This window comes from Betaproteobacteria bacterium (genome assembly GCA_016713305.1).
Taxonomy (GTDB): domain Bacteria; phylum Pseudomonadota; class Gammaproteobacteria; order Burkholderiales.
The window spans coordinates 83,705-108,623 of record JADJPK010000007.1; the positions used below are offsets into that span (position 1 = coordinate 83,705).

A 24,919-nucleotide genomic window follows, 5' to 3' on the forward strand; every position below is an offset into this window, starting at 1 on the left:
CATGAAAGTACGCGCACAGATCGGCATGGTCCTCAACCTGGACAAGTGCATCGGTTGCCACACCTGCTCGGTGACCTGCAAGAACGTGTGGACCAACCGGGAGGGCATGGAGTACGCCTGGTTCAACAACGTCGAGACCAAGCCTGGCATCGGCTATCCCAAGGACTGGGAAAACCAGGAACGCTGGAGCGGCGGCTGGGTTCGCAAGAGCAATGGCAGGATCGAACCGCGCATCGGCGGCAAGTGGCAGGTGCTGATGAAGATCTTCGCCAATCCGCACCTGCCCCAGATCGACGACTACTACGAGCCCTTCACGTTCGACTACCAGCACCTGCACACCGCTCCGGAGATGAAGGCGCCCCCGGTGGCCAGGCCGCGCAGTCTCATCACGGGACAGCGGATGGAGAAGATCGAGTGGGGGCCGAACTGGGAGGAGATTCTCGGCGGCGAGTTCGACAAGCGCTCGCGTGACGCGAACTTCGAGAACGTCCAGAAGGAGATCTACGGGCAGTTCGAGAACACGTTCATGATGTATCTGCCGCGTCTGTGCGAGCACTGCCTGAACCCGGCGTGCGTCGCGGCGTGCCCGTCGGGCTCCATCTACAAGCGCGAGGAGGATGGCATCGTCCTCATCGACCAGGACAAGTGCCGCGGCTGGCGCATGTGCGTGTCGGCCTGCCCGTACAAGAAGATCTACTACAACTGGCAAAGCGGCAAGGCCGAGAAGTGCATCTTCTGCTATCCGCGCATCGAGGCCGGCCAACCCACCGTGTGCTCGGAGACCTGTGTCGGACGCATCCGCTACCTGGGCGTCCTGCTGTACGACGCGGACCGCATCGAGCAGGCGGCCGCGTGCAGCGATCCCCGCGACCTCTACAAGGCGCAACTGGGGATCTTCCTGGATCCCCATGCCGAGGAAGTGATCGAGCAGGCACGGCGCGACGGCGTTCCCGAGGCCTGGCTCACCGCCGCGAGAAGTTCGCCGGTCTACAAGATGGCGATGGAGTGGAAGATCGCCCTGCCCCTGCACCCGGAATACCGCACGCTTCCCATGGTGTGGTACGTGCCGCCCCTGTCCCCGATCACCTCGGCGGCGCAGAGCGGCCAGATGGGCACGTTCGGGTCGCTTCCGGACGTGCGCAGCCTGCGCATTCCGCTGCAGTACCTCGCGAACATGCTCACCGCCGGCGACGAGAAACCGGTGGCCGACGCCCTGGAACGCATGCTGGCCATGCGCGCCTACATGCGGGACCGCCACGTCGAGAACCGGGAGAACCCGGAAGTCCTGAAGCAGGCGGGTCTCACGGCAGCCGAGGTGGAAGACATGTACCGCTACCTCGCCATCGCGAACTACGAGGACCGCTTCGTCATTCCCACGACGCACCGCGAGTATGCGGAGAACACATTCGATCTGCGCGGCGGATGCGGCTTCTCGTTCGGCAACGGCTGCTCGGACGGCGTGTCCGAGCCGAGCCTGTTCGGTGGCAAATCCAAGAAGAAGTTCATCCCCCTCACGGCGAAGTGAAGGCCACGGAGACAGACGACATGAAGACATTCAAGGTTCTGGGCAGCCTGCTCGACTATCCCTCCGAGGCGCTGGTCGAGGCGCTTCCCGATCTCCACGCCGTGATGGTGGATGAAGGCCTGGTGGGTTCCGGCGGCCGGCGTGCGCTCAAGGTGCTCATGCAGGAGATGGCCGGGTCGGATCCGCTCGACCTGGAGGAGCAGTACGTCGCCGTGTTCGACCGCAACCGGTCGGTCTCGTTGCACCTGTTCGAGCACGTGCATGGCGATTCGCGCGATCGCGGGCAGGCGATGGTGGATCTGCGCCAGGTGTACGAGAAGGGCGGGTTCTTCCTGGCGCCTTCGGAACTGCCCGACTACCTGCCGGCGATGCTGGAATACCTGAGCCGCCGGCCGGTGAAGGAAGCGCGGGAAATGCTCTCGGACTGCGCCCACATCCTCCGGTCCGTGGGAACGCATTTGCGGGACCGGGGCAGCGCCTATCACGCGGTCTTCACCGCCCTCCTGGATGTGGCCGGGGAGGAAGGGCTCGGCCGTCCGGGCGAACCGGCTGCGGTCGACTCGGAAGCCGAACGGGAAGCGATGGATGCGCTGTGGGCGGAACAACCGGCGTTCGGTCCGGGCACGGCCGACGCGTCCTGCAGCGCCGCCGCATCCGGGCGGGGCTGCGGTACGGGCTGGAACGGATCACCGGCGCTGCGGGACTCGCCTCGCGCAGCCTGAGTCAAAGGAGACTGGAATGGACATCGACCACTATCTGCATCAGTTCCTGTTCGGCATCTACCCCTATGTCTGCCTGGGCGTCTTCTTCGTCGGATGCCTCCTGCGCTTCGACCGCGAGCAGTACACGTGGAAGAGCGACTCCTCGCAACTGCTGAGGCGCGGTCAGCTCCGGCTGGGATCCAACCTGTTCCACGTCGGGGTGCTGTTCCTGCTGTTCGGGCATTTCTTCGGGATGCTCACGCCGCACTGGGTCTACGAGCATTTCGTGTCCGCCGGCGACAAGCAGTTGCTGGCCATGGTCTCGGGCGGTCTGGCCGGAGTCGCCGCGTTCGTCGGGCTGACCATACTGCTGCATCGCAGACTGTCCGACCCCCGGATCCGGGCCACCAGCCGACGTTCGGACATCGCCATCGCGGTGATTCTCTGGGTGCAGTTGCTGCTCGGCCTGGCGACGCTGCCGTTCTCCGCGCAGCACCTGGACGGAAGCATGATGGTGCGGCTGGCGGCCTGGGCCCAGCACATCGTCACCTTCCGCAGCGGGGCGGCCGACCTCATCGCGGAGGCGGGGTGGGTCTTCAAGCTCCACATGTTCCTGGGACTCACCATCTTCCTCGTGTTTCCCTTCACCCGCATGGTGCACATCTGGAGCGGATTCGGTGCGCTCGCCTACGCGCTGCGCCCGTACCAGATCGTGCGGACGCGTGGACGTTCACCGATGAGGAGGGCCGGCTGATGAACGCCATCGAAACCGCAGACAGCCCGCTGCGAAGCATCCGCTCGCTGCTGCTGGAGCGAGCCGACGCGCTGGGCCTTGAGGGTGACTCGGACGACGGCCGCATCGAGGCCCTGCTCGATCGTGAGGTCACCGTTCCGCAGCCGACCGAGGCGGAGTGCCAGCGGCACTACGAACGCAACGTCGCGGAGTTCACTGCCGACGAACTTGTGGAGGCCGCGCACATTCTCTTCGCCGTGACACCCGGTGTGGACGTGCGTGCGCTTCTCCACCAGGCCGAGAACACGCTGCTGCGGGTGCGCGAGGAGCCGGGAACGTTCGAGCAGGCGGCCGAGCAGCTGTCGAACTGTCCGTCCGGGAAGCAGGGGGGGCGGCTCGGACAGATCGGCAGGAACGATGTCGTTCCCGAACTCCGGGACGTGCTCTTCGATCCGGAGATCGAGGGCATTGCGCCGCGCCTCGTCCGTTCGCGTTACGGTCTGCATGTCGTCCGGATCGACCATCGCGTGCCGGGCCGGAAGGTGCCGTTCGAGGAAGTCCGTGGCTCCATCGAGGCACAGCTCACGGGCCTCGCCTGGGAGACGGCGGCGCGGCAGTACGTCGAAATGCTTCGCCGCGGAACGCAGGGCACGCTCGGCGTGGACGTCTCTCCGCTGGTGCAGTGACGCGTGAACGATCTCGCCATCGCCCGGGCCCTGCACGTCATCGCCGTCATTCTCTGGATCGGCGGCGTGGCGATGGTGACGACCGTGCTGCTGCCGGCAACACGCCGTCTCGTGGAGGAACGGCGCCGGGTCGCCTTCTTCGAGGCGCTGGAAGGGCGGTTCGCGGCGCAGTCGAGGCTCACGACACTCCTGGCCGGGGCGTCCGGCCTGTACCTGGTCATCGAGCTCGACCTGTGGCCGCGGTTCTTCCTGCCCCGGTTCTGGTGGATGCACGCCATGGTCGCCATCTGGGTCCTGTTCAGCCTCATGCTGTTCGTCCTGGAGCCGCTGTGGCTGCATCGCTGGTTCCAGCATCGCGCGGCGACGCGGCCCGGGGCGACCTTCGATCTGATCGGCCGGCTTCACTGGGTGCTGCTGCTGCTGTCTCTGGCAACGACCGGGGGAGCCGTCCTTGGCGTCCATGGCGGGTTCTAGAGCCATGGCCGGCGAGCGCGACTGCGCGCGCAGCCTGATGCAGGCGGTGGCCGTGAACGAGGAGATCAAGCGCATCGTCCGGACTGCCTTCAGCGTCAATCTCATGGCGCTCAACGCGATCTTCCTTGCGCGGCGCGCCGGCTCCAGCGCTCTCGGATTTCGCGTGCTGTCGGGAGAACTGCGCGACTTCATCCATCAGCTGCAACACGCCATGGAGCGCCTGCGCACCCTGACGGCGGAGATCGTGCGCGCAGTGACCGAGGATGCCTCGCGCACCCGTATCGAACAGACCCTGATGCGCGCCAGATCGCTCACCGGCCCCGAATCACCTGGCGGGCTTGCTCGTCTCGAGCGGGCATTGGCGGAGCACGCCAAGGACGCAGAGCGCCGGCGCCGCGCACTGGCGGGCACCCGGCGGTCCTTCGCCCAGACGCTCTCCGAGGCCGAGACGCTGGCCCAGTTCGGCGCCGTTCTCGCCCGCACCTCGCGGATCGAGGCCGCCTACGGAGGCCCTCACGCGGCGTCACTGTCCCAGGTGGCGGAAGAGTTCGGCGCCACCGTGCAGCAGATCATCGACTCCATCGACACACTCAAGCGCCACGCGCGGGAGGCGGAACAGTGAAGACCTGCCACGTGATCCACCAGGACGGCAAGCATCGCTGGCTGGTCGTCGCGAGAGATCCGGCCCGGCCGGACTACGTGATCGACACGAACGAATATCTGGTGCTGAACGGCGACGCGGGCCTGCTGTGCGATCCGGGCGGGTCCGAGATCTTTCCCGAGGTGTTCTCGGCCATCAGCGCGCAAGTGGATCCGACCTGCATCCGCGAGATCTTCGCCTCGCATCAGGACCCCGACATCATCTCTTCCCTGGCGCTCTGGCTTCAGTGCAACCCCGCGCTGCGCTGCCACGTCAGCTGGCTGTGGTGCGGCTTCATTCCGCACTTCGGCGGTGCCGCAGATACCTTCCTGCCCATTCCTGATGCGGGCAAACAGATATCGCTCGAAGGACTGACGCTGGAAGCGATTCCCGCGCACTACCTGCATTCGTCGGGCAACCATCATCTGTACGACCCCAAGGCGCGCATTCTCTTCTCGGGCGACGTCGGCGCAGCGCTGCTCCCGCCGGACGAGTCTGGCCTGTATGTCGAGGACTTCGATTCGCACATCCGGCACGCCGAGAAGTTTCACCGGCGCTGGATGGGGTCGGCCAGGGCCAGAGACCAGTGGTGCGAACGCGTGTCGTCGATGGAGATCGACATGCTGTGTCCTCAGCACGGGGCCATCTACCGTGGCAGAAGCGTGGGGCGTTTCATCGAGTGGTTCGCGGCGCTGGACGTCGGCGTGCTGGACGACTGAACCGCATGGACGCCTATGGCACCGTGAAGATCGTGCACATGTGCTGTGCCGCCATCAGCTACGCCCTGTTCGTGACGCGCGGGATCTGGCGCTTCACCGGTTCGCCGATGAGCGGCCGGCGATGGGTGCGGGTGGTACCGCATGCCGTCGATTCGGTGCTGCTGCTGTCAGCCGTGTACCTGGCGAGCCACTGGTTCGTCGTGCCTGCGATGCATGGCTTTCTTGCGGCCAAGCTGTCGCTTCTTGTCGCTTACATCGCTCTGGGCATGGCCGCCTTCCGCTGGGCACGGCCGACGCGGATCCGCGTCGCCGCATGGATCGGTGCACAGGCAGTGTTTCTTTACATCGTGGGCGTGGCCGTCACCAAGAGCGCCGTGCTCGCGCCACTCTGGAGAGCAGGATGACAATTCGAACGAGCGCAGCCTTCTGCGCATTCGCTTTGGCCACGGGGTCGGGGATGTGCCGGTCGTGCTGGCTGCGGACGCCGCTCCACCGTCAGCTTCGAGCCTGAACGAAGCACTGACCGGCGGCAAGCTGACCTTCAATCTGCGGCCCCGCTACGAACACGTGGAACAGGACGGCAAGACGGACAATGCCGATGCTTTCACCAACCGGACGCTGCTCGGCTGGCGCACGCTGCCGTACCAGGGATTCAGCCTCTACGCGGAGGCCATCAACGTCGCGCGCATCGGCGACCAGAACTACAACGACACCCCGCTGGCCTCCGCCGTGTATCCCACGGTGGCGGACCCCGAGAACACCGACGTCAACCAGCTGTACCTCGACTACACCGGTCTGCCGCAGACGAAGATCCGCGTGGGACGCATGTCGCTCAAGCTGGACAACGTCCGCTACATCGGCAACGTGGAGTTCCGGCAGGTGATGCAGGTCTTCAACGGGCCCTCGTCGAGAACCGCTCGCTCCCCGACCTGGAACTGCAATACGCGCACTTCGAACGGGTCAAGAACATCTACGCGCTGCAACGGCAGACGCGCATCGATCTGTTCCGCGCCGCCTGGACCTACAGGCCCGACAACCAGCTGGTGGCCTTCGCCTATCTGCAGGACCAGCCGAACACCGGTCAGGCGACGGGCTTTGCCGACAACTCGAACCGCATCGTGGGGGTGCGCGCGAACGGGGCGTGGCCGCTGTCTCCCGCCTACAAGGCCCTGTACACGGCGGAGTATGCCAAGCAGGACAGTTACGCAGACGGGGACAACCGGATCGACGCCTCGTACTGGCGACTCGGCGGGGGAGTCCAGCGGGACAAGCTGTTCGTCCGTTTCGATCACGAGCATCTGGGCAGCAACAACGGCCTCTACGCCTTTCAGACGCCCCTGGGGACGAACCACCTGTTCCAGGGCTGGGCGGACCAGTTCCTGCCACCCCGGCGCAGGGGATCCGCGATTCGTTCGTGTCCGGCGGAGCCACGATCGCCGGCGTTCAGGTCTACACCGAGTATCACGATCTGCGCTCGGACGTGGGGGGGATCCGCTATGGCAGCGAGTGGGATCTTGGGGTCACGTACGCATTCACGAAACAGTTCACGGGCAAGTTCGAGTTTGGCCGGTTCGACGAGGACGACGTGCTGACCCCGGCAGGTGCCCGCAAGCGGGATACGACCAAGCTGTGGGTGACGGCGATCTACAACTGGTGAACTGCCGACGAAGGGGCTGGCCGGAAAAGAAAGGCCCGGGCGCCATGGCCCGGGCACGCAAGACAAGACCCCGGAGGAGAGAGCGATCAAGGTGGGGCTTGTGACAGGATCACCCGCATCAGCATGCCGGAACATCCGTGATGCATCTGTGTTGCGGGAATCGAGCTGAGGCGATTAGAGCACAGGTACGTCCGTGATGCAAACGTGTTGCACGAAGCGCGGGTCGAGGCGGCTTCGTGTCACCGGGCAGCGACAGGCCCGGAAGACTTCCTCGAATGGGTTTCCCGCTCTACCGGTGCGGTACCGTGGGCGGTGTCGGGTCACCGGGTCTGCCACCCGGGAGTCCGGACGCCGACCGGGCGCGGGTGGCCACGAATCGCGCATTCCCAGGCTTTGCTTTCGGCGCCGCCTGGCCGGGACGGGCCCGGCTCACGCGGACGCCTGATAGACCGGGACGACGTAAGGGCCTTCCGGAATCACGGCGACGTGGGGATCGCCGGTTTCGCGGATGCTGCGCGCGACCGCGTCGTCCACCGCGTCGATCATGTCGACGCCCGTGAGGGGCCTGTCCTGGGGCCCGAGCTTGCCGGCATAGAGCCGCACCCGACCCACCCGCATCGGCTTCACCTGCATCTGGGTCTGCCATTCGTCGATGTCGGCGTGGCTCTTGACCGAGATTGCGGAGAGGAATCCATCCGGACCCAGACCGATGAGGCGCTTCTGCGCTTCGACGTATTCGGACGATCCCATGCCTTCGGAGCACTCCGATGCGATGATGAGATTGCCGCCGGGAGCGAGAATGTCCAGAGGCGCCACCATGCCCTTCACCGTCTGGTAGTACGTCTTGTCCAGAGGATAGCCTGCGGCGCTGGTGACCACGGTGCCGAAGCGCCGGTTCACCGGAACCCGGGCATAGCGGCCGATGAACTCCACCGCTTCCAGGTGGCTCGCGACGACCTCCCCGAAATTGACGAAGGAAAGGCGGCGATGCTCGTCCAGCACGGTGTTGACTGCGAACACTTCACCGACCATGCCGACGATCGCAAGCTGCTCCCGGTGCAGCGGATTGCCCTCCAGCACGCAGTTCTCCGCGGCCGGGTCGGCCATGAACCGGTGGCTGTGGAACGTCGTGATGGTCTCGGCGTGCGCGATGCCGGGTGCGATGACCTTGCGGCCGCCGGAGTAGCCCGCCATGAAGTGCGGTTCCACGAGGCCGGTGACGATCCGCAACTCGGCTTCGACGAATCGCCGGTCGAGCCGGACGGCCGTTCCATGGGGAGTGCGCCCCAGATCCACGTGATCCTCGTCGTTGCGGGCGTAGTGGTTCTCGACCCGCACCGTCTCGCGGACCCAGCGGTCACCGACCAGTTCGTCCAGTTCCGCGCCCAGGTTCGGGCGATGCAGTCCGGTGGCGACCAGCACGACGATGCGGTCGGCAGGAATGCCGGCGGCCAGCAGTGTCCGGACCAGCGGCGGCAACAGCAGCCCGTTGGGAACGGGACGGGTGATGTCGCATATCAGGATGCAGGCCGACGACTTGCCGCGGGCAATCGCCTGCAGGCGGTCCGAACCCACGGGGGCGGCGAGTGCGGCCTCGACGGCGCCTGCAGGGTCCGGCAGGACGGGCATGGCAGGCTTGCGGATGACGGTGATCTTCGCCTGCGGGGGGAGGGCGACGGGCAGGGTGCCCCGCCCATAACTCAGTTCTACTTGCATCGGTCGGGACCTTCTGGGCGAACGGCATCGCCGCCGACTATAGCACCGGCGTTCCGTGGGTCACGGGGTCGGGAAAGGACAGAAGGACCTTTCCGCTCAAGGGCCCACCCGCACTGCCGATATTGACACCATGGATCGTTCGACGTCTCCCAGGGCCCAGGTACGCCGCCGCAGTCTTCTCGCGTGGACGCTGCTGGCAGGATGGCTGACCGCCTCCGTGTGGACGCTATGGGACTTTGAAGCCGCTTCCGCGGTCGAACGGGGCATGTGCCGCGCGATCCTCAACTGACCCAGGGAGCACCATGAACACCGGTTCACATCAGGACGACGAGGGGCTCGAAGCATTCCGCACGCGAGCCGACAGGATCCTTCTGGCCGCGCTGGCGGCCCATGTCGTGGCCAGTCTGTGCGTGGCGCTCTGGAACGGAAGCTGGGTACCCGCGCTGGTCCTCGCGGTGCCTGCCGCCATCGTGCCGGCCCTCATCTACCGTCTGGCTCCCGGCGCGCTGGTGACACGCCTGGCAGTCGCGGCATCCTTCATGGTTCTCACCGGAGTGCTCATTCATCAGGTCCAGGGCGAACTGGAGGCGCACTTCGGCGTCTTCGTGCTGCTCGCATTGCTGGTGCTCTATTGCGACTGGCGGCCGATCGTGATGGCCGCAGCCGTCATCGCGGTTCATCACGTGGGGTTCGCGTGGATGCAGAGCGCGGGCGTCGCGGTCTTCGTCTTCCCGCAACCGGCCGGGTTCGGCCGGGTGCTGGTCCACGCCGTCTACGTGGTGGTGGAGTCCGGCCTTCTCTGCTATGTGGCGTCGGTGCTGCGGAGCATGGTGGAGGACGGAACGATCATCGCGACGTTCACCCGCAGGGCGTCGGATGGACATCTGGACTTCCCGTTTCCGGCGGCCACGAACCGCCCTGTGCTGATCGCCGCGGCGCGCATGCAGTCGGAGCTCAAGCGCACGCTGGTCGAGGCGTCCCACGCCGCCGACGCGATGGGATCGGTCTCCGGACGGCTGAAGGCGACTGCGGCGGAACTGGCGCAGCGCGCGGACGAGCAGAGCCGGTCGACCGAAGCGGTGGTCGCCGCCGTGGAGGAGATGACGTCCTCCATCGACCGGATCAACGAAACCTCGGGCAATGCCCGGCAGCTTGCCGGTTCGTCCATGGAGGCGGCACGCAGCGGTGCGCGGGTGGTGAAGGAAACCATCGACGAGATGTCCTCGATCGCCGCCGTGATCTCGGCGGCGTCCCGGAGCGTGGAGGAACTGGGCAGCAAGTCGGAGCGTGCCGTCGAAGTCGTGAACATCATCAAGGATGTCGCGGACCAGACCAATCTGCTTGCGCTGAATGCGGCCATCGAGGCCGCACGGGCCGGGGAACTGGGACGGGGTTTCGCCGTCGTCGCCGACGAGGTGCGCAAGCTCGCCGAGCGGACGTCGCTGTCGACCAGCGAGATCACCCAGATGATGAACGAGATGCGCAGCGCCAAGGAGTCGGTGCTGGAAGGCATTGGCGATGCGGTGAGCCGTGTGGAATCGGGCGTGTCCCACGCCGGCCGGGCAGGAGAATCGATCGGCGCGATCACCGAGAAGGTGACATCGGTCGATGCCGTCGTCGAAGGCATATCCGGGGCGATGCAGGAGCAGCACGTCGCTTCGGGCGAGATATCGAGGCATGTGGAGCGGCTCACGCAGATGGCGGAATCCGCCGCCGCCGCCACCGCGGGCATCGCCACCGAGGCCACCACGCTGGACGACGACGCGCGCAAGCTGCGCGACGTGCTGAGCCGGTTCCGCGTGGCCTGATCCTCCGTTCCGGAGTCTTGCGGCGAGGGAGCCGCACCACACCCCATCGTCCGTCGCGGCCGTCGCAGCGCGGCTCCTGACCCCTGACATCCACTGACGAGCGCGCGCCGGCCATCGGCGCGCGTGGCGTTTCTCTGCCTGCTGATCGGTACCTCACCCCCCGCCGGCTCTGACTGTTCTGTCAGGAGGCAGGCGTTTCGCGTGACGATCCCCATTGCACGAAGGCGGTGCGGACGGTCCAGGCCGGGGCACTGCAACTGTGCACTGCATTCGATCCCGGTGCACATGCCGACGGCGTTCCCGCTCTGCGATGTCCTCTGCATCGGCATGGGCACGGCCATTGCAGTCCGGTAGCGGCGAGAACAATGACCTCCGCACCCCGCGGAGGCGAATGCAGTCTTCCCCTTCAGAGGAGCGTGCCCAGCATGGACGATCATCGTTTCAACGGCAGCCGTCGCGATGTGCTCAAGGCCCTGTCGGCCCTCGGCGTCTCGGCAGGAACCGCCGCGCTGCCCTTGCGCGGCTTCGCGGCCGACAAGCTGGTCGTGGGTGTGATCTACGTCGGCCCGAAGGATGACTACGGATACAGCCAGGCACAGGCGCAGGCCGCCGCCGCCATCAAGAAGATGGCCGGTGTCACGGTGATCGAGCAGGAAAAGGTGGCCGAAACCACGGACGTGCAGAAAGTCATGGCGTCCATGATCGAGGAGGATGGCGCGAGCCTCGTCTTCCCCACGTCGTTCGGCTATTTCGATCCGCACATGCTGCGGATGGCGGAGAAGTATCCCAAGGTGCGATTCGCCCATTGCGGCGGACTCTGGACGGACGGCAAGCATCCCAGGAACACGGCGAGCTACTTCGGTTACATCGACGAGTGCCAGTACCTCAACGGTGTCGTCGCGGCGCACGCCACCAAGTCGAAGAAGCTCGGGTTCATCGCGGCGAAGCCCATTCCTCAGGTGCTCCGGAACATCAATGCGTTCACGCTGGGCGCGCAGAGCGTGAAGCCCGACATCACGACCCAGGTCGTGTTCACCGGTGACTGGCTGCTGCCGGTGAAGGAAGCCGAGGCCGCGAACAGTCTCATCGACCAGGGCGTCGACGTCCTGACCATGCACGTGGACAGTCCCAAGGTGATCGTGGAGACGTGCGAGCGTCGCGGCATCCACGTGTGCGGCTACCACGCGGACCAGTCTGCCCTGGCCCCCAAGGGCTACCTCACCGGGGCCGAGTGGAACTGGCTCACGCCCTACACCGAGCACGTCAAGGCGGCGCAGGCCGGGAAGCCGCTGCAGAACTTCCTGCGCGGCGGCCTGAAGGAAGGATTCGTGAAGACTTCGGCCTATGGCAAGTCCGTGTCCGAAGCGGCGCGCAAACAGGCCGATGGCGTGAAGGCCTCCATGATGAAAGGCGAGCACGTGATCTTCAAGGGACCGCTGAAGGACAATTCAGGCAAGACGGTCATCCCGGCCGGCACGACGCAGAAGCAGACAGACGTCGCGCTCGAGCAGATGAACTACCTCGTCGCGGGCGTCATCGGCAAGGTCTGACCTCCGGCTCGCGCGGAGCACCGCCCGCATGACCGCCCCGGCGATCGCCGCCGGTTCCGCGCCGCCCGCCACCGCGCATCCGGTGGCGCTCGACGCGATCCGGCGTGGCGCCGAGGCGCTGCTCATTCCCGTCGCGGCGCTGCTGCTCGCCTTGGTCATCTTCGGGATCTTCATCGCTTTCGTGGGCAAGTCGCCGGCCGAGGTCTACGGCTACATCTACAAGGGCGGATTCAGCTCGTCCTTCGCCTGGCAGAACACGCTCGCACGCGCAGCGCCGATCATCCTGACGGCGCTGTGCGTCGCCCTGCCGGCACAAGCGGGCCTCATCGTGATCGGGGGCGAAGGGGCGCTCGTGCTCGGAGCGCTCGCCGCAGCCGTGGCCGGACACCGTCTGGCCGGCGCGGGTCTGTCTCCCCTCACGGTGCAGGTGGCCATGGCACTGTCCGCCATGGCGATCGGAGGCGCCTGGATCGCCGCCGCCGGCGCGCTGCGCCACTTCCGCGGCGTCAACGAGACGATCAGCAGCCTGTTGCTCACCTACATCGCGGTCGCGATCTTCAATCACCTGGTGGAAGGGCCTCTGCGCGATCCGGCCAGTCTCAACAAGCCCTCCACCATGCCCATCGGCGACAGCGTGATGGTCGGTTCGCTTCCGGGCCTGGATGTCCATTGGGGTCTCGTCTACGGGATCGTCTTCTGCGTGGCTGCCTTCGTGCTGACCCGTTACTCCACGCACGGGTTCGCCGTTCGCGTGGTCGGAGGCAACATGCGGGCAGCCCGTCTCGTCGGGCTTCCCGTGGGCACTCTCGTGGTCGGCAGCTGCTTTCTCGGCGGTGCCGCCGCGGGGCTCGCCGGAATGGTGGAAGTCGCCGCGGTGCATGGCGCCGCGAACGCCTCGGTGATCGCTGGCTACGGTTACGCCGGCATCCTGGTGGCGTTCATCGCCCGGCACAATCCGCTCGCGGTGGTTCCTGTCGCCATACTGCTCGGAGGCATCAACGCGAGCGGTGGAATGCTGCAGCGCCGGCTGGATCTTCCGGACGCGACGGTGCTGGTGCTGCAGGGCATCGCGTTCATGACCATCCTGGCCTCCGAAACGCTCTACGGCCGTTTGCGCATCTTCCAGACGGACGGCCGGACGTGATGCGCCGATCCTCGATGCACTCCTGACGGAACCGCATGGACTCCTCCCTCGGCTGGCTCGGTGTGCCCATCGCGGTGTTCGGCGGTGCGCTGCGCGTGAGCACCCCATTTCTCTTCGTGAGCCTGGGAGAATGCCTCACCGAGAAGAGTGGTCGCATCAACCTGGGTCTGGAAGGCGTGCTGGTGATGGGCGCCATGAGCGCCTATGCCGTGTCCTATCTCACCGGTAATCCCTGGCTGGGCGTGATCGCCGCGGGTTTCGCGGGCTTGTTGCTCGGCATGCTGCACGCGCTCATCTGCAATCTGCCGCGCGTGAACGACATCGCCGTGGGCATCGGCCTCATGCTGTTCGGCACCGGCGTCGCGTTCTTCCTGGGCAAACCGTTCGTGCAGCCGCAGGCGCCGACGCTGCCGGCCATTCCGCTCGGGGGCTGGTCTGCTTACCCCCAGATCCAGGCGGCCCTGCAGATCAACGTGCTGTTCGTCGTGGGAATCCTGCTGGCGATCGCCTTGCACTGGGCCTTCCGCAACACCCGCTGGGGCATGGTGGTGAGGATGGTGGGCGACAGTGCGGATGCCGCGCGCGCCATGGGATACAGCGTTGCGGGCGTCCGCTTCGCCGCCACGGCGGGGGGCAGTTTCCTGTCCGGCATCGGCGGATCCTTTCTTTCGCTGTACTACCCGGGAAGCTGGAACGAAGGCCTGTCGAGCGGGCAGGGCCTGATGGCCGTGGCGCTGGTGATCTTCGCGCGCTGGCGGCCGCTCGCATGCTTCTGGGCGGCGCTGCTGTTCGGGGGCGCGGCCGCCCTGGGGCCGGCGCTGCAGTCGGTGGGCATCACCAGTGGCTACTACCTGTTCAATGCGGCGCCCTATGTGTTGACGCTCGTCATCATGATCGCCACGTGTTCGCCGAAGCGGACGCTTGCGGGCGCGCCCGGCGAACTGAGCGTGACGCGATGAACCCGCACTGCTGCCGGGATGCCGAAGGGCGTGGCGCCATGACATCCACGAAGAGAGGAGAGAGGCAACGGCGATGAACGGACTCGGCGGACTCAACAAGTCACCCCAGGGCGTGGTGATGGGGCTGGTGCAACTGCAGCTGCCCGTCGTCGTCACGCCGGAGGATCTTGCCGCGCAGACGCGGCAGATCTGCGCCATGGTCGCGAAGGCCAGGCGCAACATGGCCACGCTGGATCTGGTGGTGTTTCCCGAATACGCGTTGCACGGCCTGTCCATGGACACGAATCCGGCGATCATGTGCCGGCTCGATGGACCGGAGGTGGCGGCATTCCGCCAGGCCTGCATCGATAACCGTGTCTGGGGCTGCTTCTCCATCATGGAGTTCAACCCGCGCGGCAATCCGTTCAACAGCGGCCTCATCATCGACGATGCTGGCGAGATCCAGCTCTACTACCGCAAGCTGCACCCCTGGGTGCCGGTGGAGCCCTGGGAGCCGGGCGACCTGGGCGTTCGCGTGTGCACCGGTCCGAAGGGTTCGAAGATCGCGCTCATCATCTGCCACGACGGAATGTTTCCCGAGATGGCGCGCGAGGCCGCCTATCAGGGCGCGGAGATCATGATCCGCACCGCAGGCTACACGGCCCCGATCCGCGACAGCTGGAAGTTCACCAACCAGGCGAACGCGTTCTGCAATCTCATGGTGACCGCCAGCGTGTGCATGTGCGGCTCGGATGGCACGTTCGACTCCATGGGCGAGGCCATGTTCGTGAACTTCGACGGTTCGGTGATCGCCGCCGGCGGCGGCCGCCCGGACGAGATCGTGACGTGCGAAGTGCGTCCGGACCTGGTGGGCGAAGCGAGCCGGCACTGGGGCGTGGAGAACAACATCTACCAGTTCGGGCACCGCAGCTACACCGCCGTGAGGGGCGGCGCGCGGGACTGCCCCTACACCTACATGCGCGACCTGGTGGCCGGCAGGTACCGGCTGCCCTGGGAAGCGGAGGTGGTGCACACCGACGGCACGTCCTGCGGCTTTCCCGCACCCACCCGCGATTACGTCCCCGAATCCGACGAGGAGCGCCGCTATGCCTGATGCCGCAAGCCCGGGCCGTCATGTGGCCGCCGATCCTTACCCCTGGCCGTTCGACGGCGACCTTCGGCCGCAGAACACGGCGCTCGTCATCATCGACATGCAGACCGATTTCTGCGGCGTGGGCGGGTACGTCGACAAGATGGGTTACGACCTGTCCCTCACCCGAGCGCCGATCGAGCCCATCCGCCGGGTGCTGGCGGCGGCAAGGGCCGGCGGATATGCGGTCATCCACACTCGGGAGGGACACCGTCCCGATCTCTCCGATCTACCCGAGAACAAGCGGTGGCGATCGCGGCGCATCGGCGCAGGCATCGGCGATCCGGGTCCCTGCGGGCGCATTCTCGTCCGTGGTGAGCCGGGCTGGGAGATCATTCCGGAACTCGCGCCCGCTCAGGGCGAGGTCGTGCTGGACAAACCGGGCAAGGGCTCGTTTTGCGCGACCGATCTCGAACTCATCCTGCGCACTCGCGGCATCCGCAATCTGGTGCTCACCGGCATCACCACGGACGTCTGTGTGCACACCACCATGCGCGAGGCGAACGACCGGGGATTCGAATGCCTGGTGCTCGAGGACTGCACCGGCGCCACCGACTACGGCAACCATCTCGCCGCGATCAAGATGATCAAGATGCAGGGGGGCGTATTCGGCGCGGTCGCCTCGTCGGACGCGCTGATCGGAGCGATCTCCTGATGCGTGTTCTGGAGCCTCCCGCCGCGCCGGACCGGGCGCTCGAAGTGCAGATGCTGGGCGTGACGAAACGCTTCGGCAGTTTCACGGCGCTGGACGACGTGAGCGTGCACGTGAAGCCGGGGTCCTTCCACGCCCTGATGGGCGAGAACGGCGCGGGCAAGAGCACGCTGGTGAAGTGCCTGGTCGGTTACCACCCGCCGGAATCGGGGCAGATTCTCGTGGACGGCCGCGAGCAGGAGGTGCGCACGCCTCACCACGCACATGCGCTGGGTGTGGGCATGGTCTATCAGCATTTCACCCTCGTCCCCAGCATGACGGTGGCGGAGAATCTCGTCATGGCCCGGGACGACGTTCCCCGGGTGGTGAACTGGCGTGCGGAACGTGCGCGGCTCGATGCTTTCCTCAATACCGTGCCGTTCCGCCTCGACCTCGACGCGCCCGCGTCGAGTCTGGCCGCGGGCGAGAAGCAGAAGGTCGAGATCGTCAAGCAGCTCTACCTGCAGCGCCGCTTCATGATTCTCGACGAGCCCACTTCCGTGCTCACGCCGCAGGAGGCGGACGAAGTGCTGGGCATGCTGCGCGCGATGACGCGGGCCGGCGAGATCACGGTGCTGCTCATCACGCACAAGTTCCGCGAGGTGATGGCGTTCGCCGACCGGGTGTCGGTGCTCCGGCGGGGCAGGCTGGTGGGAGAGGGCGAGGTCGCCGACCTGGATCCGTCCAGGCTTGCCGAGATGATGATTGGCCAGAAGGAGGCCGGCATGGCCCCTGCGCACCGGACGGCGGGCAAGCCGCCAGGCGAGGTCCGCCTGTCGGTGCGCGGCCTGCAGGTTCTCGACGATGCCGGCCTCAAGGCCGTCGATATCGAATCCCTCGACGTGCGCGGCGGCGAGATCGTCGGCGTCGCAGGTGTGTCGGGCAACGGCCAGCGGCAGTTCTTCGAGGCGCTGCTGGGCCAGCGTGCGCGGGAATCGGGACAGGTGAGCGTGCATGGCGCGCCCTTCCGTGCCCGGCGCGGCGAAATGCATCTCCACCGCGTGTTCGCCCTGCCGGAGGAACCGCTGCGAAACGGTTGCGTGCCTGGACTCTCCGTGGCGGAGAACATGGCGCTGCGCCGCTTCGACCGGCCGCCGCTGGCCCGGCGCAGGTGGGTGAGATAGGGCGCGCTGTTTCGCGAAGCGCGCAGACTGGTGGCGGAATACCAGGTGAAGACGCGTGGTCCGCGGGCGCCGATCCGCACCCTGTCCGGCGGCAACGTGCAGCGAGCAGTGCTGGCGCGCGAACTGTCGGAGGAAGTCTCCGTGCTGATCGTCGCCAATCCGGTGTTCGGCCTCGACTTCGCCGCCGTCGCGGACATCCACGCGCGCATTGTCGCGGCACGCGACCGCGGTGCGGCGGTCCTTCTGATCAGCGAGGACCTGGACGAACTGCTGGAATTGTCCGACCGCATCGTGGTGATGTTCGGCGGACGGCTCGTCCTCGAAACGCCCAACGATTCGGTGGACGTGGGGCTCATCGGACGCTCCATGGCCGGTCACAGGGAGGCCGCATGACGATGAACGCCGGTCTGCACACGTCCATGGTCACTGTGCCGGGCGCCCGTCCGTACGCATTCGAATGCGTTCCCGCACACACGGCGCTGGTCGTCATCGACATGCAGCGGGACTTCATCGAACCGGGCGGCTTCGGCGAGATGCTGGGCAACGACGTGCGCCGGCTTGCCGGCATCGTGCCCACTGTCGCCCGCCTCCTCGCCGCATGCAGGGCGGCGGGCATGACGATCATCCACACACGGGAATCCCATCGGCCGGACCTCGCCGACTGTCCGCCCGCCAAGCGGCTGCGCGGCAACCCCCGGGTACGCATCGGCGACGGCGGGCCGATGGGGCGGATCCTCGTGTCCGGTGAACCCGGCAACGCGATCCTCCCCGCGGTGGGACCGGTGCCGGGCGAGATCGAACTGGACAAGCCAGGCAAGGGCGCGTTCTACGCCACGCCGCTGGCGGAGATCCTGCGGCACCGTGGTATCGGGAAGCTGGTGTTCGCGGGCGTGACGACCGAGGTGTGCGTGCAGACGTCCATGCGCGAGGCCAACGATCGCGGCTACGACAGCCTGCTGATCGAAGACGCGACGGAGAGCTATTTTCCGGAGTTCAAGCAGGCCGCGATCGAGATGATCCGGGCCCAGGGCGGCATCGTCGGCTGGACCGCGACCTGTGCGCAGTGGGAAGCGGCGCTGGGCCTTCGGGCCACGGCACCGGCCGCGCGCAGCGGAAACGCGTGAACGCATGCGGACAGCGTGTGCGGTACCCACAGCCTCCGGCCGCATGCCGGCGAGGCAGGGAGTGACGGGATGAGAGGACTCTGCAGGCCCGATGTCGCCGTGGAGGAGGTTCGCACCTACGTGCGGGCCGCATGCGAGGCACAGGATCTTCCGCTGGACGACGCAGCGCTCGAGCGCGTGGCGGAGGTGTTCGCCCGCAATGCCCGCATGGCGTCGCTCGTGACGGCGTTCGAGCTGCCGGAAGAACGTGACCCGGCAGCCCTCCTGAGGCTCGACTGACATGCGCACTGCGCTCGAAATCGCCCGCCTGGTCGGCAGCGGCGCCGTGCCCGCCCGGCAGGTCGTCGAGGACGCGCTCGCGGCAATCGCTCGCGACGATGGGGCCCTCAACTGCTTCACGACGGTCACGGCGGACCGCGCGCGCCGCGAGGCCGAAGCCGTGGACGCCGCGCTGCGCGCCGGCCGTTCCGTCGGGCCGCTGGCAGGCGTGCCCGTCGCCGTCAAGAATCTTTTCGACGTGGCCGGGCTGCCGACGTTGGCGGGGGCCGCCACGCGCGGCCGGAGCGCCCCGGCCGACGCCGACGCCGAGCTCGTCAAACGCCTCGCTCGAGCCGGTGCCGTGCTGGTGGGGACGCTCAACATGGACGCCTACGCCTACGGTTTCACCACCGAGAACACCGCCTTCGGCGTGACGCGCAATCCGCACGATCACGACCGCATCGTCGGGGGCTCCTCCGGCGGGTCCGCCGCGGCTGTCGCGGCCGGCATGGTGCCATTGACGCTGGGCTCCGATACCAACGGATCCATCCGCGTGCCTTCGTCCCTGTGCGGTATCTTCGGACTCAAGCCGACCTTCGGGCGGCTTCCCAGGACGGGCAGCTATCCGTTCGTCGCCAATCTCGATCATCTCGGTCCCTTCGCGACCACCGCGGCGGATCTCGCTGCAGCCTACGACGTCCTGCAGGGACCGGATCCGGCAGACCCGGCCTGCGCTCAGCGGGCGACACAGAGCACGGGTCATCGCCTCGGCCAGCCGTGGGGCGAACTGCGGGTGGCGCGCCTGACCGGCTACTTCGACGAGTGGGCCTCCGACTACGCGCGCACCGCCTCGATGCGGGCGGCCACGGCGCTCGGCTCGCTCGGCGACATCGAACTGCCCGAGGTGGAGCGCGCCCGGGCAGCCGCCTTCGTCATCACGGCCACGGAGGGCGGCACGCTGCGGCTGCCGGAACTCAGGACCCGGTACGCCGAGATGGAACCGCACTCGCGCGACCGGCTCGCCGCGGGCGTGATCCAGCCCGGGTCGTGGTATATGCAGGCCCAGAAACTGCGGGGCTGGTTCCTCGAACGCGTGCTCGAGATCTTCAACCGCTACGATCTGCTCGTGGCGCCGGCCACGCCCGTGCCGGCCACCACGGTCGGTCAGGACTGGCTGCAACTCAACGGCCAGCGTCTTCCCCTCCGCCCCAATCTGGGACTCTTCACCCAGCCTGTGTCCTGCATCGGCCTGCCCGTGGCCGCCGTGCCCATCGAAGGCGTGGGATCCCTGCCCATCGGCGTGCAGATCATCGCCGCGCCGTGGCGCGAGGATCTCTGTCTGCGTGCCGCGGCGCATCTCGAACGGCTGGGCATTGCCAAGGCCAGGCTCGCCGAGGTCACGCGACGATGAACATCGATCTTCCCCATGTGGTGGAGGAAGTGACGCGCATGTTCGAGCGCTACGAGATCGCGCTCGTCTCCAACGACGTGGACGTGCTGGACGAGCTCTTCTGGCGGGATGCGCGCACCCTGCGCTACGGCATCGCCGAGAATCTCCACGGTCACGACGAGATCGCAGCCTTCCGTGCGGCGCGTTCGCCGGCGGGGCTTGCGCGCACGCTCGCTCGCACGGTGATCACGACGTACGGAGAGGATTTCGCCACAGCCAACACGGAGTTCTCCCGGCCGCCCGTGGAGCGGATCGGCCGCCAGAGCCAGACGTGGGTGCGCATGCCGGAGGGCTGGCGCATCGTGGCCGCGCACGTGAGCTTCATGGCCTGACGCGTTTCGCGCGGTTCACCCGGGGGGCGTCCCCGCGGATGCCGGCTTCGCCAGCATTCCGCCTGGGGGCACATGAGCCTCGAGCGCAAGCTTGCCGAGCCGGCAACGGGTGGCGGGGGTGCGGGTCGTCTCGACGCGGAGCCCGATCTTCGCGACGGCGCCGGCGTCTGGACGTCCCCTGCTTCCGGCCGCGGGTCGATTCCCGCGTACAGTATTCGCATCTTCCCCAGGCCGTCGCCGCCGATGCCGGCGACAGGAACGTCCCATGAACCCACCGAAGGTGCTCGTCTTCGCCGGCAGTCTGCGCGCGGCGTCCTACAACAAGAAGGCGGCCAGGCTCGCCTCCGCGGCCGCCTCGGCGGCGGGCGCGGATGTCACGCAGATCGACCTGCGCGACTATCCCCTGCCGCTGTTCGACGGCGATCTGGAGGCCGCCCAGGGTCTGCCGCCGAACGCCCGCAGGCTCAAGGATCTGTTCATCGCCAGCGACGGCCTCATCATCGCCTGTCCCGAGTACAACGCCGGGATCACGGCGGTGCTCAAGAACACGATCGACTGGGTCTCGCGCCAGTCGGGAGACGAAGCGGGCACGTTGCCCTACGACGGCAAGGTGGCGGGTCTCATCGGAGCGACGCCAGGACAGTTCGCCGCGTTGCGGTCCATGGACATGACCCGGCATGTCCTGATGAATCTCGGGTGCAACGTGATCGCGAAGCGGCTGGGCATCGCCCGCGCGCACGAAGCCTTCGACGAGGCAGGCAACCTGCGCGATCCCAAGGTGGCAGCCGCGCTCCATGCGGTTGCCGGAGAGGTCGTGCGGACGGCCGCCGCATGGCGCCGCTGACTGCCGGTGCCCCGCTGCGGAGCGCATGCACTGCCTTGGAGCGGCGGCGCGGCGGACTGGGCCAACCTGGTGCGCATGACAGGCAGGGCTTGCATGCGGACGGTCTCAAGTGATGGAATGACAAGGACTTCGGGGCGAATTGCCGTCATGGCATATGGGTTGCACTCCGGCTGGGCAGGGAGAGCGTCAAACACAGGCCGTCATGTCCTATAGCGCGTATTTCAACGAGATGTATCGGGGGGATGGCACCGTCCGGCCCCATTACCGCGAAGTCGAGAGCTGGATCCACAACACCCCCGGCGAGCGGATCCAGCGGATGCGCGAAGCCGCCAACATCCTCTTTCACCGTGTCGGCATCACGTTCGCCGTCTACGGCGAGGAAGCCGGCGCAGAACGGCTGATCCCGTTCGACATGCTTCCGCACATCATTCCCGGAGAAGAGTGGCGCGCCCTCGAACGGGGGTTGCGTCAGCGCGTGCGGGCGCTCAACGCCTTCCTTCACGACGTCTATCACGGCAAGGAGATCCTCCGGGCCGGGCGCATTCCCGAGGAACGGGTGCTGCGCAACAAGTTCTTCCGTCCCGAGATGGACGGCATCGACGTGCCGAACGGCATCTACGCCCACATCGCCGGGATCGACCTCGTGCGGGCGGGGGCGGGCGAGTACTACGTGCTGGAGGACAACCTGCGCACACCTTCCGGCGTGTCCTACATGCTCGAAGACCGCAAGATGATGATGCGCCTCATGCCCGAGCTGTTCTCCCGCCAGTCGATCGCGCCGGTGGAGCACTATCCCGATCTGCTGCTCGACACGCTGCGTTCGGTGGCGCCTCCGCAGGTGGAAAGCCCGGTCGTCGTCCTGCTGACGCCGGGTCATTTCAACAGCGCGTATTTCGAGCACGCGTTCCTCGCGCAACAGATGAGCATCGAACTGGTGGAAGGCCCCGATCTCTTCGTGGAGGACGACACGGTCTACATGCGCACCACGCGCGGTCCGACGCGGGTGGACGTGATCTACCGCCGTATCGACGACGACTTCATCGACCCGAGGGCCTTCCGCCCCGATTCCGTTCTCGGCGTGCCGGGCGTCGTGAATGCCTACCGCAAGGGCCGGGTCACGCTCTGCAACGCCATCGGCACCGGCATCGCCGACGACAAGTCGATCTATCCCTTCGTGCCGGACATGATCCGGTTCTACCTGGGCGAGGAGCCGCTCCTCAACAACGTGCCCACCTATCAGCTGCGCAATCGCGAGGATCTCGAATACACGCTGGCGCATCTGGCCGAGCTCGTCGTGAAGGAGGTCCACGGTTCCGGCGGCTACGGGATGCTGATCGGCCCGGCGAGCACCGACCGGGAACGCGAAGCCTACAAGCTGCGGATCATGGACAGCCCCGAGAGCTTCATCGCCCAGCCCACCCTGTCGCTGTCGACCTGTCCCGTGTTCGTGGACCAGGGAATCGCGCCCCGCCACATCGACCTGAGGCCGTTCGTGCTGTCGGGCAAGGAGATCGTGATGTGTCCGGGCGGTCTCACGCGCGTGGCCCTGAAGGAGGGCTCGCTGGTGGTCAACTCCTCGCAGGGGGGAGGCACCAAGGACACCTGGGTGCTCAACTGAAGATCGGTCGACGGGAGAGGGCTGTCCGGCCCACCTGACCATAAGGCGACAATCGCCGGGCTCGCGCGAGACCGGCACTCCGGGAATCACAGGCACCGCCTCGAGAACGCAGAACGCAAATGCTGAGCCGCACCGCCAACAACCTGTACTGGATGGCCCGCTACGTCGAGCGGGCAGAGAACACGGCGCGCATGCTGGATGTCACCTACCGCATGTCGCTCGTACCCAAGGAGCCGCGCCTGGCGGATCAGGAGTGGTTCGCGCCGCTCAACATCACCGGTACCCTCTACCCGTTCACCGGCCGGTACGACGAGGTGAACGCGACGGGCGTGCTGCGCTACATGGTGCTGGACCCGGACAACGCCTCCAGCATCTATTCCTGCGCCCGCGATGCCCGCGAGAACGCGCGGGCGGAACGCGGCAAGATCACCTCGGAGATGTGGGAGGTCATCAACGGCACCTGGCTCGAGGTGCAGCGCCTGCAGGAAGACCGGATCACGTCCGACCGCATCGGCGAATTCTTCGAGTGGGTGAAGGAGCGGTCCCATCTCTTCCGCGGCGTCACCGTCGGGACCATGCTGCGGGACGAGGCGTTCCACTTCAACCGGCTGGGCACGTTCCTGGAACGTGCGGACAACACGGCCCGGATCCTGGACGTCAAGTACCACGTGCTGCTCTCCAGCGCCCAGGAAGTCGGCGGAGCGGTCGACTACTACCAATGGGCTGCCGTGCTGCGTTCGGTATCCGCCTTCGAGTCCTACCGCAAGGTATACCGGGACGTCATCACGCCGCTCAGAGTGGCCGAGCTGATGATCCTCCGCGACGACATGCCCCGCAGTCTGCACGCCTGCATGAACGAGGCGTACGACATCATGCAGCGGATGAGTGCGCAGGGGGGCAACGAGGCCGTGAGGCTGGCCGGCGAGATGCACGCCGCACTGCACTTCGGAAGAATGGATATCATCTTCGCCAACGGCCTGCACGAGTACCTCACGGACTTCCTTCACCGGACCGACATGCTCGGCCAGGAAGTCAACCGCACGTTCTTCTCGACCGGGAGCTCGCGGGCCGTCGCGTGAACGGAAGAGGGCCGACGAAGTCCTCATCCCTTCGAAGAAGAACCACGGAAGTCGGGAATGGATCGTGACCTATTGCGTATCGCTGTTGCTGGATTCGGGAATGCTGTTCGCCTCGGACTCCAGAACCAATGCCGGCGTGGACCACATCGCCACGTTCAGCAAGATGAAGGTGTACGAGAAGAAGGACGACCGCGTGATGGTGCTGCTCACGTCGGGCAATCTCGCCATCACCCAGGGTGTCGTGAACATCCTCGACAGGCATGCCCATGCCGAGCCGGGCAAGGACACCATCTGGAACGCGCGCAGCCTGTATGACGTCGCCTGCATGGTCGGCGATGCGCTGCGCGAGATGCAGCGGCGCGACGGCCCTCACCTCATGCAGAACAACATCGACTTCAGCGCGTCGCTGATCCTCGGGGGACAGATCAAGGGCGAACCGCCCCGCCTGTTCAACATCTACTCGCAGGGCAACTTCATCGAGGCGACCCCGGACAACCTCTACTTCCAGGTCGGCGAGAGCAAGTACGGCAAGCCGGTGATCGACCGTGTGGTCACCTCGGCCACCCCGGTTGCCGAAGCGGCCAAGTGCGTGCTGATCTCGTTCGATTCGACCATCAAGTCCAACATCTCCGTCGGTCTGCCCATCGAAGTGCTGTGGTATCCCAAGGATTCGCTGCGCGTCGGGATCTACAAGCGGATCGTCGATGGCGACCCTTACTTCACGATGTTGCGGCAGGGCTGGGGCGGTGGTCTGCGGCGCGTGTTCGGCGAACTGCCGAACCCGGACTGGCTCGCGTGAGGCCGCGTTGAACGTTGCGGCGGGCACGGCGTTTGCCAAGAACTTCTCCCCGGTCTCCCCGGTCTCCTCGGACGCCGCCCGGAGCCGGGACCGCAGGTGGTCCGCCGGGCAGCGCCGTTTCTGCCTCCGATTCACGCTTCACGCTTCCCCCAGGCCCCG

Annotated in this window: 25 protein-coding genes and 1 pseudogene; 25 read left to right on the forward strand and 1 reads right to left on the reverse strand. The window is 66.7% G+C overall.

Annotated elements, in window-relative coordinates; genetic code table 11:
* Position 1 precedes the first annotated feature (1 nt).
* The 9 genes from narH to IPK20_08560 all read left to right on the forward strand — a co-directional run bounded on the left by narH (position 2) and on the right by IPK20_08560 (position 7,239).
* On the forward strand, positions 2–1,525 hold the full coding sequence (gene narH / locus IPK20_08520) for a nitrate reductase subunit beta (GenBank protein ID MBK8016755.1): 1,524 nt from the start codon (positions 2–4) through the stop codon (positions 1,523–1,525).
* 20 nt (positions 1,526–1,545) lie between these two features.
* The gene (narJ, locus tag IPK20_08525; GenBank protein MBK8016756.1) at positions 1,546–2,247 is read left to right on the forward strand and encodes a nitrate reductase molybdenum cofactor assembly chaperone; all 702 of its coding nucleotides are present in this window, start codon (positions 1,546–1,548) and stop codon (positions 2,245–2,247) included.
* Positions 2,248–2,263: 16 nt separating this feature from the next.
* The gene (narI, locus tag IPK20_08530; protein ID MBK8016757.1) at positions 2,264–2,980 is read left to right on the forward strand and encodes a respiratory nitrate reductase subunit gamma; all 717 of its coding nucleotides are present in this window, start codon (positions 2,264–2,266) and stop codon (positions 2,978–2,980) included.
* A complete protein-coding gene (locus tag IPK20_08535) occupies positions 2,980–3,645 on the forward strand; it encodes a peptidylprolyl isomerase (protein ID MBK8016758.1) in 666 nt (221 codons plus the stop codon). The genes narI and IPK20_08535 overlap by 1 nt, the downstream gene beginning before the upstream one ends.
* A gap of 3 nt (positions 3,646–3,648) precedes the next feature.
* Positions 3,649–4,119, forward strand: coding sequence for a hypothetical protein (locus IPK20_08540; protein MBK8016759.1), 471 nt, complete (start codon positions 3,649–3,651; stop codon positions 4,117–4,119).
* A complete protein-coding gene (locus IPK20_08545; protein MBK8016760.1) occupies positions 4,106–4,741 on the forward strand; it encodes a chemotaxis protein in 636 nt (211 codons plus the stop codon). The genes IPK20_08540 and IPK20_08545 overlap by 14 nt, the downstream gene beginning before the upstream one ends.
* The gene (locus IPK20_08550; GenBank protein ID MBK8016761.1) at positions 4,738–5,478 is read left to right on the forward strand and encodes an MBL fold metallo-hydrolase; all 741 of its coding nucleotides are present in this window, start codon (positions 4,738–4,740) and stop codon (positions 5,476–5,478) included. The genes IPK20_08545 and IPK20_08550 overlap by 4 nt, the downstream gene beginning before the upstream one ends.
* Before the next feature lie 5 nt (positions 5,479–5,483).
* Positions 5,484–5,882, forward strand: a complete 399-nt coding sequence (locus IPK20_08555; GenBank protein ID MBK8016762.1) for a SirB2 family protein — start codon at positions 5,484–5,486, stop codon at positions 5,880–5,882.
* A 64-nt stretch (positions 5,883–5,946) separates the two neighbouring features.
* The gene (locus IPK20_08560) at positions 5,947–7,239 is read left to right on the forward strand and encodes an alginate export family protein (protein ID MBK8016763.1); all 1,293 of its coding nucleotides are present in this window, start codon (positions 5,947–5,949) and stop codon (positions 7,237–7,239) included.
* A gap of 325 nt (positions 7,240–7,564) precedes the next feature.
* On the opposite strand, the gene larA is transcribed toward IPK20_08560, so the two are convergent.
* The gene (larA, locus tag IPK20_08565) at positions 7,565–8,851 is read right to left on the reverse strand and encodes a nickel-dependent lactate racemase (protein MBK8016764.1); all 1,287 of its coding nucleotides are present in this window, start codon (positions 8,849–8,851) and stop codon (positions 7,565–7,567) included.
* A 130-nt stretch (positions 8,852–8,981) separates the two neighbouring features.
* On the opposite strand from larA, the gene IPK20_08570 reads away from it, so the two are divergent.
* The 16 genes and pseudogenes from IPK20_08570 to IPK20_08645 all read left to right on the forward strand — a co-directional run bounded on the left by IPK20_08570 (position 8,982) and on the right by IPK20_08645 (position 24,760).
* Entirely contained in the window at positions 8,982–9,140 is a 159-nt protein-coding gene (locus tag IPK20_08570; protein MBK8016765.1) for a hypothetical protein, read from the forward strand.
* Between the two features lie 13 nt (positions 9,141–9,153).
* A complete protein-coding gene (locus IPK20_08575) occupies positions 9,154–10,659 on the forward strand; it encodes a methyl-accepting chemotaxis protein (protein MBK8016766.1) in 1,506 nt (501 codons plus the stop codon).
* A 425-nt stretch (positions 10,660–11,084) separates the two neighbouring features.
* Positions 11,085–12,209, forward strand: a complete 1,125-nt coding sequence (locus tag IPK20_08580; protein MBK8016767.1) for a BMP family ABC transporter substrate-binding protein — start codon at positions 11,085–11,087, stop codon at positions 12,207–12,209.
* A gap of 28 nt (positions 12,210–12,237) precedes the next feature.
* A complete protein-coding gene (locus tag IPK20_08585) occupies positions 12,238–13,353 on the forward strand; it encodes an ABC transporter permease (GenBank protein ID MBK8016768.1) in 1,116 nt (371 codons plus the stop codon).
* Between the two features lie 35 nt (positions 13,354–13,388).
* Positions 13,389–14,312, forward strand: coding sequence for an ABC transporter permease (locus tag IPK20_08590; GenBank protein MBK8016769.1), 924 nt, complete (start codon positions 13,389–13,391; stop codon positions 14,310–14,312).
* A 73-nt stretch (positions 14,313–14,385) separates the two neighbouring features.
* Positions 14,386–15,405 (forward strand): formamidase, encoded by a 1,020-nt coding sequence (locus IPK20_08595; protein MBK8016770.1) that lies wholly within the window; start codon positions 14,386–14,388, stop codon positions 15,403–15,405.
* Entirely contained in the window at positions 15,398–16,096 is a 699-nt protein-coding gene (locus IPK20_08600) for a cysteine hydrolase (protein ID MBK8016771.1), read from the forward strand. Before IPK20_08595 ends, IPK20_08600 begins: the two co-directional genes overlap by 8 nt.
* Positions 16,096–17,649 (forward strand): annotated as a pseudogene (locus IPK20_08605) (ABC transporter ATP-binding protein). Before IPK20_08600 ends, IPK20_08605 begins: the two are co-directional and overlap by 1 nt.
* Positions 17,650–17,651: 2 nt before the next feature.
* Positions 17,652–18,380, forward strand: a complete 729-nt coding sequence (locus tag IPK20_08610) for a cysteine hydrolase (GenBank protein MBK8016772.1) — start codon at positions 17,652–17,654, stop codon at positions 18,378–18,380.
* 69 nt (positions 18,381–18,449) lie between these two features.
* Complete coding sequence (locus tag IPK20_08615) at positions 18,450–18,659, forward strand: DUF4089 domain-containing protein (GenBank protein ID MBK8016773.1); 210 nt, start codon at positions 18,450–18,452, stop codon at positions 18,657–18,659.
* 1 nt (position 18,660) lies between these two features.
* Positions 18,661–20,049 (forward strand): AtzE family amidohydrolase, encoded by a 1,389-nt coding sequence (locus IPK20_08620; GenBank protein ID MBK8016774.1) that lies wholly within the window; start codon positions 18,661–18,663, stop codon positions 20,047–20,049.
* Positions 20,046–20,420 carry an oxalurate catabolism protein HpxZ gene (gene hpxZ / locus IPK20_08625; protein MBK8016775.1) on the forward strand — a complete coding sequence of 125 codons (375 nt, stop codon included), beginning with the start codon at positions 20,046–20,048 and terminating at the stop codon, positions 20,418–20,420. The genes IPK20_08620 and hpxZ overlap by 4 nt, the downstream gene beginning before the upstream one ends.
* A gap of 265 nt (positions 20,421–20,685) precedes the next feature.
* Positions 20,686–21,264: an NAD(P)H-dependent oxidoreductase gene (locus tag IPK20_08630; protein MBK8016776.1), complete on the forward strand. Its 579-nt coding sequence runs from the start codon at positions 20,686–20,688 to the stop codon at positions 21,262–21,264.
* Positions 21,265–21,466: 202 nt separating this feature from the next.
* Entirely contained in the window at positions 21,467–22,882 is a 1,416-nt protein-coding gene (locus IPK20_08635; GenBank protein ID MBK8016777.1) for a circularly permuted type 2 ATP-grasp protein, read from the forward strand.
* Between the two features lie 119 nt (positions 22,883–23,001).
* Positions 23,002–23,961 carry an alpha-E domain-containing protein gene (locus IPK20_08640; protein MBK8016778.1) on the forward strand — a complete coding sequence of 320 codons (960 nt, stop codon included), beginning with the start codon at positions 23,002–23,004 and terminating at the stop codon, positions 23,959–23,961.
* A gap of 64 nt (positions 23,962–24,025) precedes the next feature.
* Positions 24,026–24,760 (forward strand): proteasome-type protease, encoded by a 735-nt coding sequence (locus IPK20_08645; protein MBK8016779.1) that lies wholly within the window; start codon positions 24,026–24,028, stop codon positions 24,758–24,760.
* Positions 24,761–24,919: the final 159 nt, after the last annotated feature.

Coding starts and splice junctions, on each gene's coding strand:
- narH (MBK8016755.1), top strand. CDS start 2: ATGAAAGTACGCGCACAGATCGGCATGGTCCTCAACCTGGACAAGTGC.
- narJ (MBK8016756.1), top strand. CDS start 1,546: ATGAAGACATTCAAGGTTCTGGGCAGCCTGCTCGACTATCCCTCCGAG.
- narI (MBK8016757.1), top strand. CDS start 2,264: ATGGACATCGACCACTATCTGCATCAGTTCCTGTTCGGCATCTACCCC.
- IPK20_08535 (MBK8016758.1), top strand. CDS start 2,980: ATGAACGCCATCGAAACCGCAGACAGCCCGCTGCGAAGCATCCGCTCG.
- IPK20_08545 (MBK8016760.1), top strand. CDS start 4,106: ATGGCGGGTTCTAGAGCCATGGCCGGCGAGCGCGACTGCGCGCGCAGC.
- IPK20_08555 (MBK8016762.1), top strand. CDS start 5,484: ATGGACGCCTATGGCACCGTGAAGATCGTGCACATGTGCTGTGCCGCC.
- larA (MBK8016764.1), bottom strand. CDS start 8,851: ATGCAAGTAGAACTGAGTTATGGGCGGGGCACCCTGCCCGTCGCCCTC.
- IPK20_08570 (MBK8016765.1), top strand. CDS start 8,982: ATGGATCGTTCGACGTCTCCCAGGGCCCAGGTACGCCGCCGCAGTCTT.
- IPK20_08575 (MBK8016766.1), top strand. CDS start 9,154: ATGAACACCGGTTCACATCAGGACGACGAGGGGCTCGAAGCATTCCGC.
- IPK20_08580 (MBK8016767.1), top strand. CDS start 11,085: ATGGACGATCATCGTTTCAACGGCAGCCGTCGCGATGTGCTCAAGGCC.
- IPK20_08585 (MBK8016768.1), top strand. CDS start 12,238: ATGACCGCCCCGGCGATCGCCGCCGGTTCCGCGCCGCCCGCCACCGCG.
- IPK20_08590 (MBK8016769.1), top strand. CDS start 13,389: ATGGACTCCTCCCTCGGCTGGCTCGGTGTGCCCATCGCGGTGTTCGGC.
- IPK20_08595 (MBK8016770.1), top strand. CDS start 14,386: ATGAACGGACTCGGCGGACTCAACAAGTCACCCCAGGGCGTGGTGATG.
- IPK20_08600 (MBK8016771.1), top strand. CDS start 15,398: ATGCCTGATGCCGCAAGCCCGGGCCGTCATGTGGCCGCCGATCCTTAC.
- IPK20_08610 (MBK8016772.1), top strand. CDS start 17,652: ATGAACGCCGGTCTGCACACGTCCATGGTCACTGTGCCGGGCGCCCGT.
- IPK20_08615 (MBK8016773.1), top strand. CDS start 18,450: ATGAGAGGACTCTGCAGGCCCGATGTCGCCGTGGAGGAGGTTCGCACC.
- IPK20_08620 (MBK8016774.1), top strand. CDS start 18,661: ATGCGCACTGCGCTCGAAATCGCCCGCCTGGTCGGCAGCGGCGCCGTG.
- hpxZ (MBK8016775.1), top strand. CDS start 20,046: ATGAACATCGATCTTCCCCATGTGGTGGAGGAAGTGACGCGCATGTTC.
- IPK20_08630 (MBK8016776.1), top strand. CDS start 20,686: ATGAACCCACCGAAGGTGCTCGTCTTCGCCGGCAGTCTGCGCGCGGCG.
- IPK20_08635 (MBK8016777.1), top strand. CDS start 21,467: ATGTCCTATAGCGCGTATTTCAACGAGATGTATCGGGGGGATGGCACC.
- IPK20_08640 (MBK8016778.1), top strand. CDS start 23,002: ATGCTGAGCCGCACCGCCAACAACCTGTACTGGATGGCCCGCTACGTC.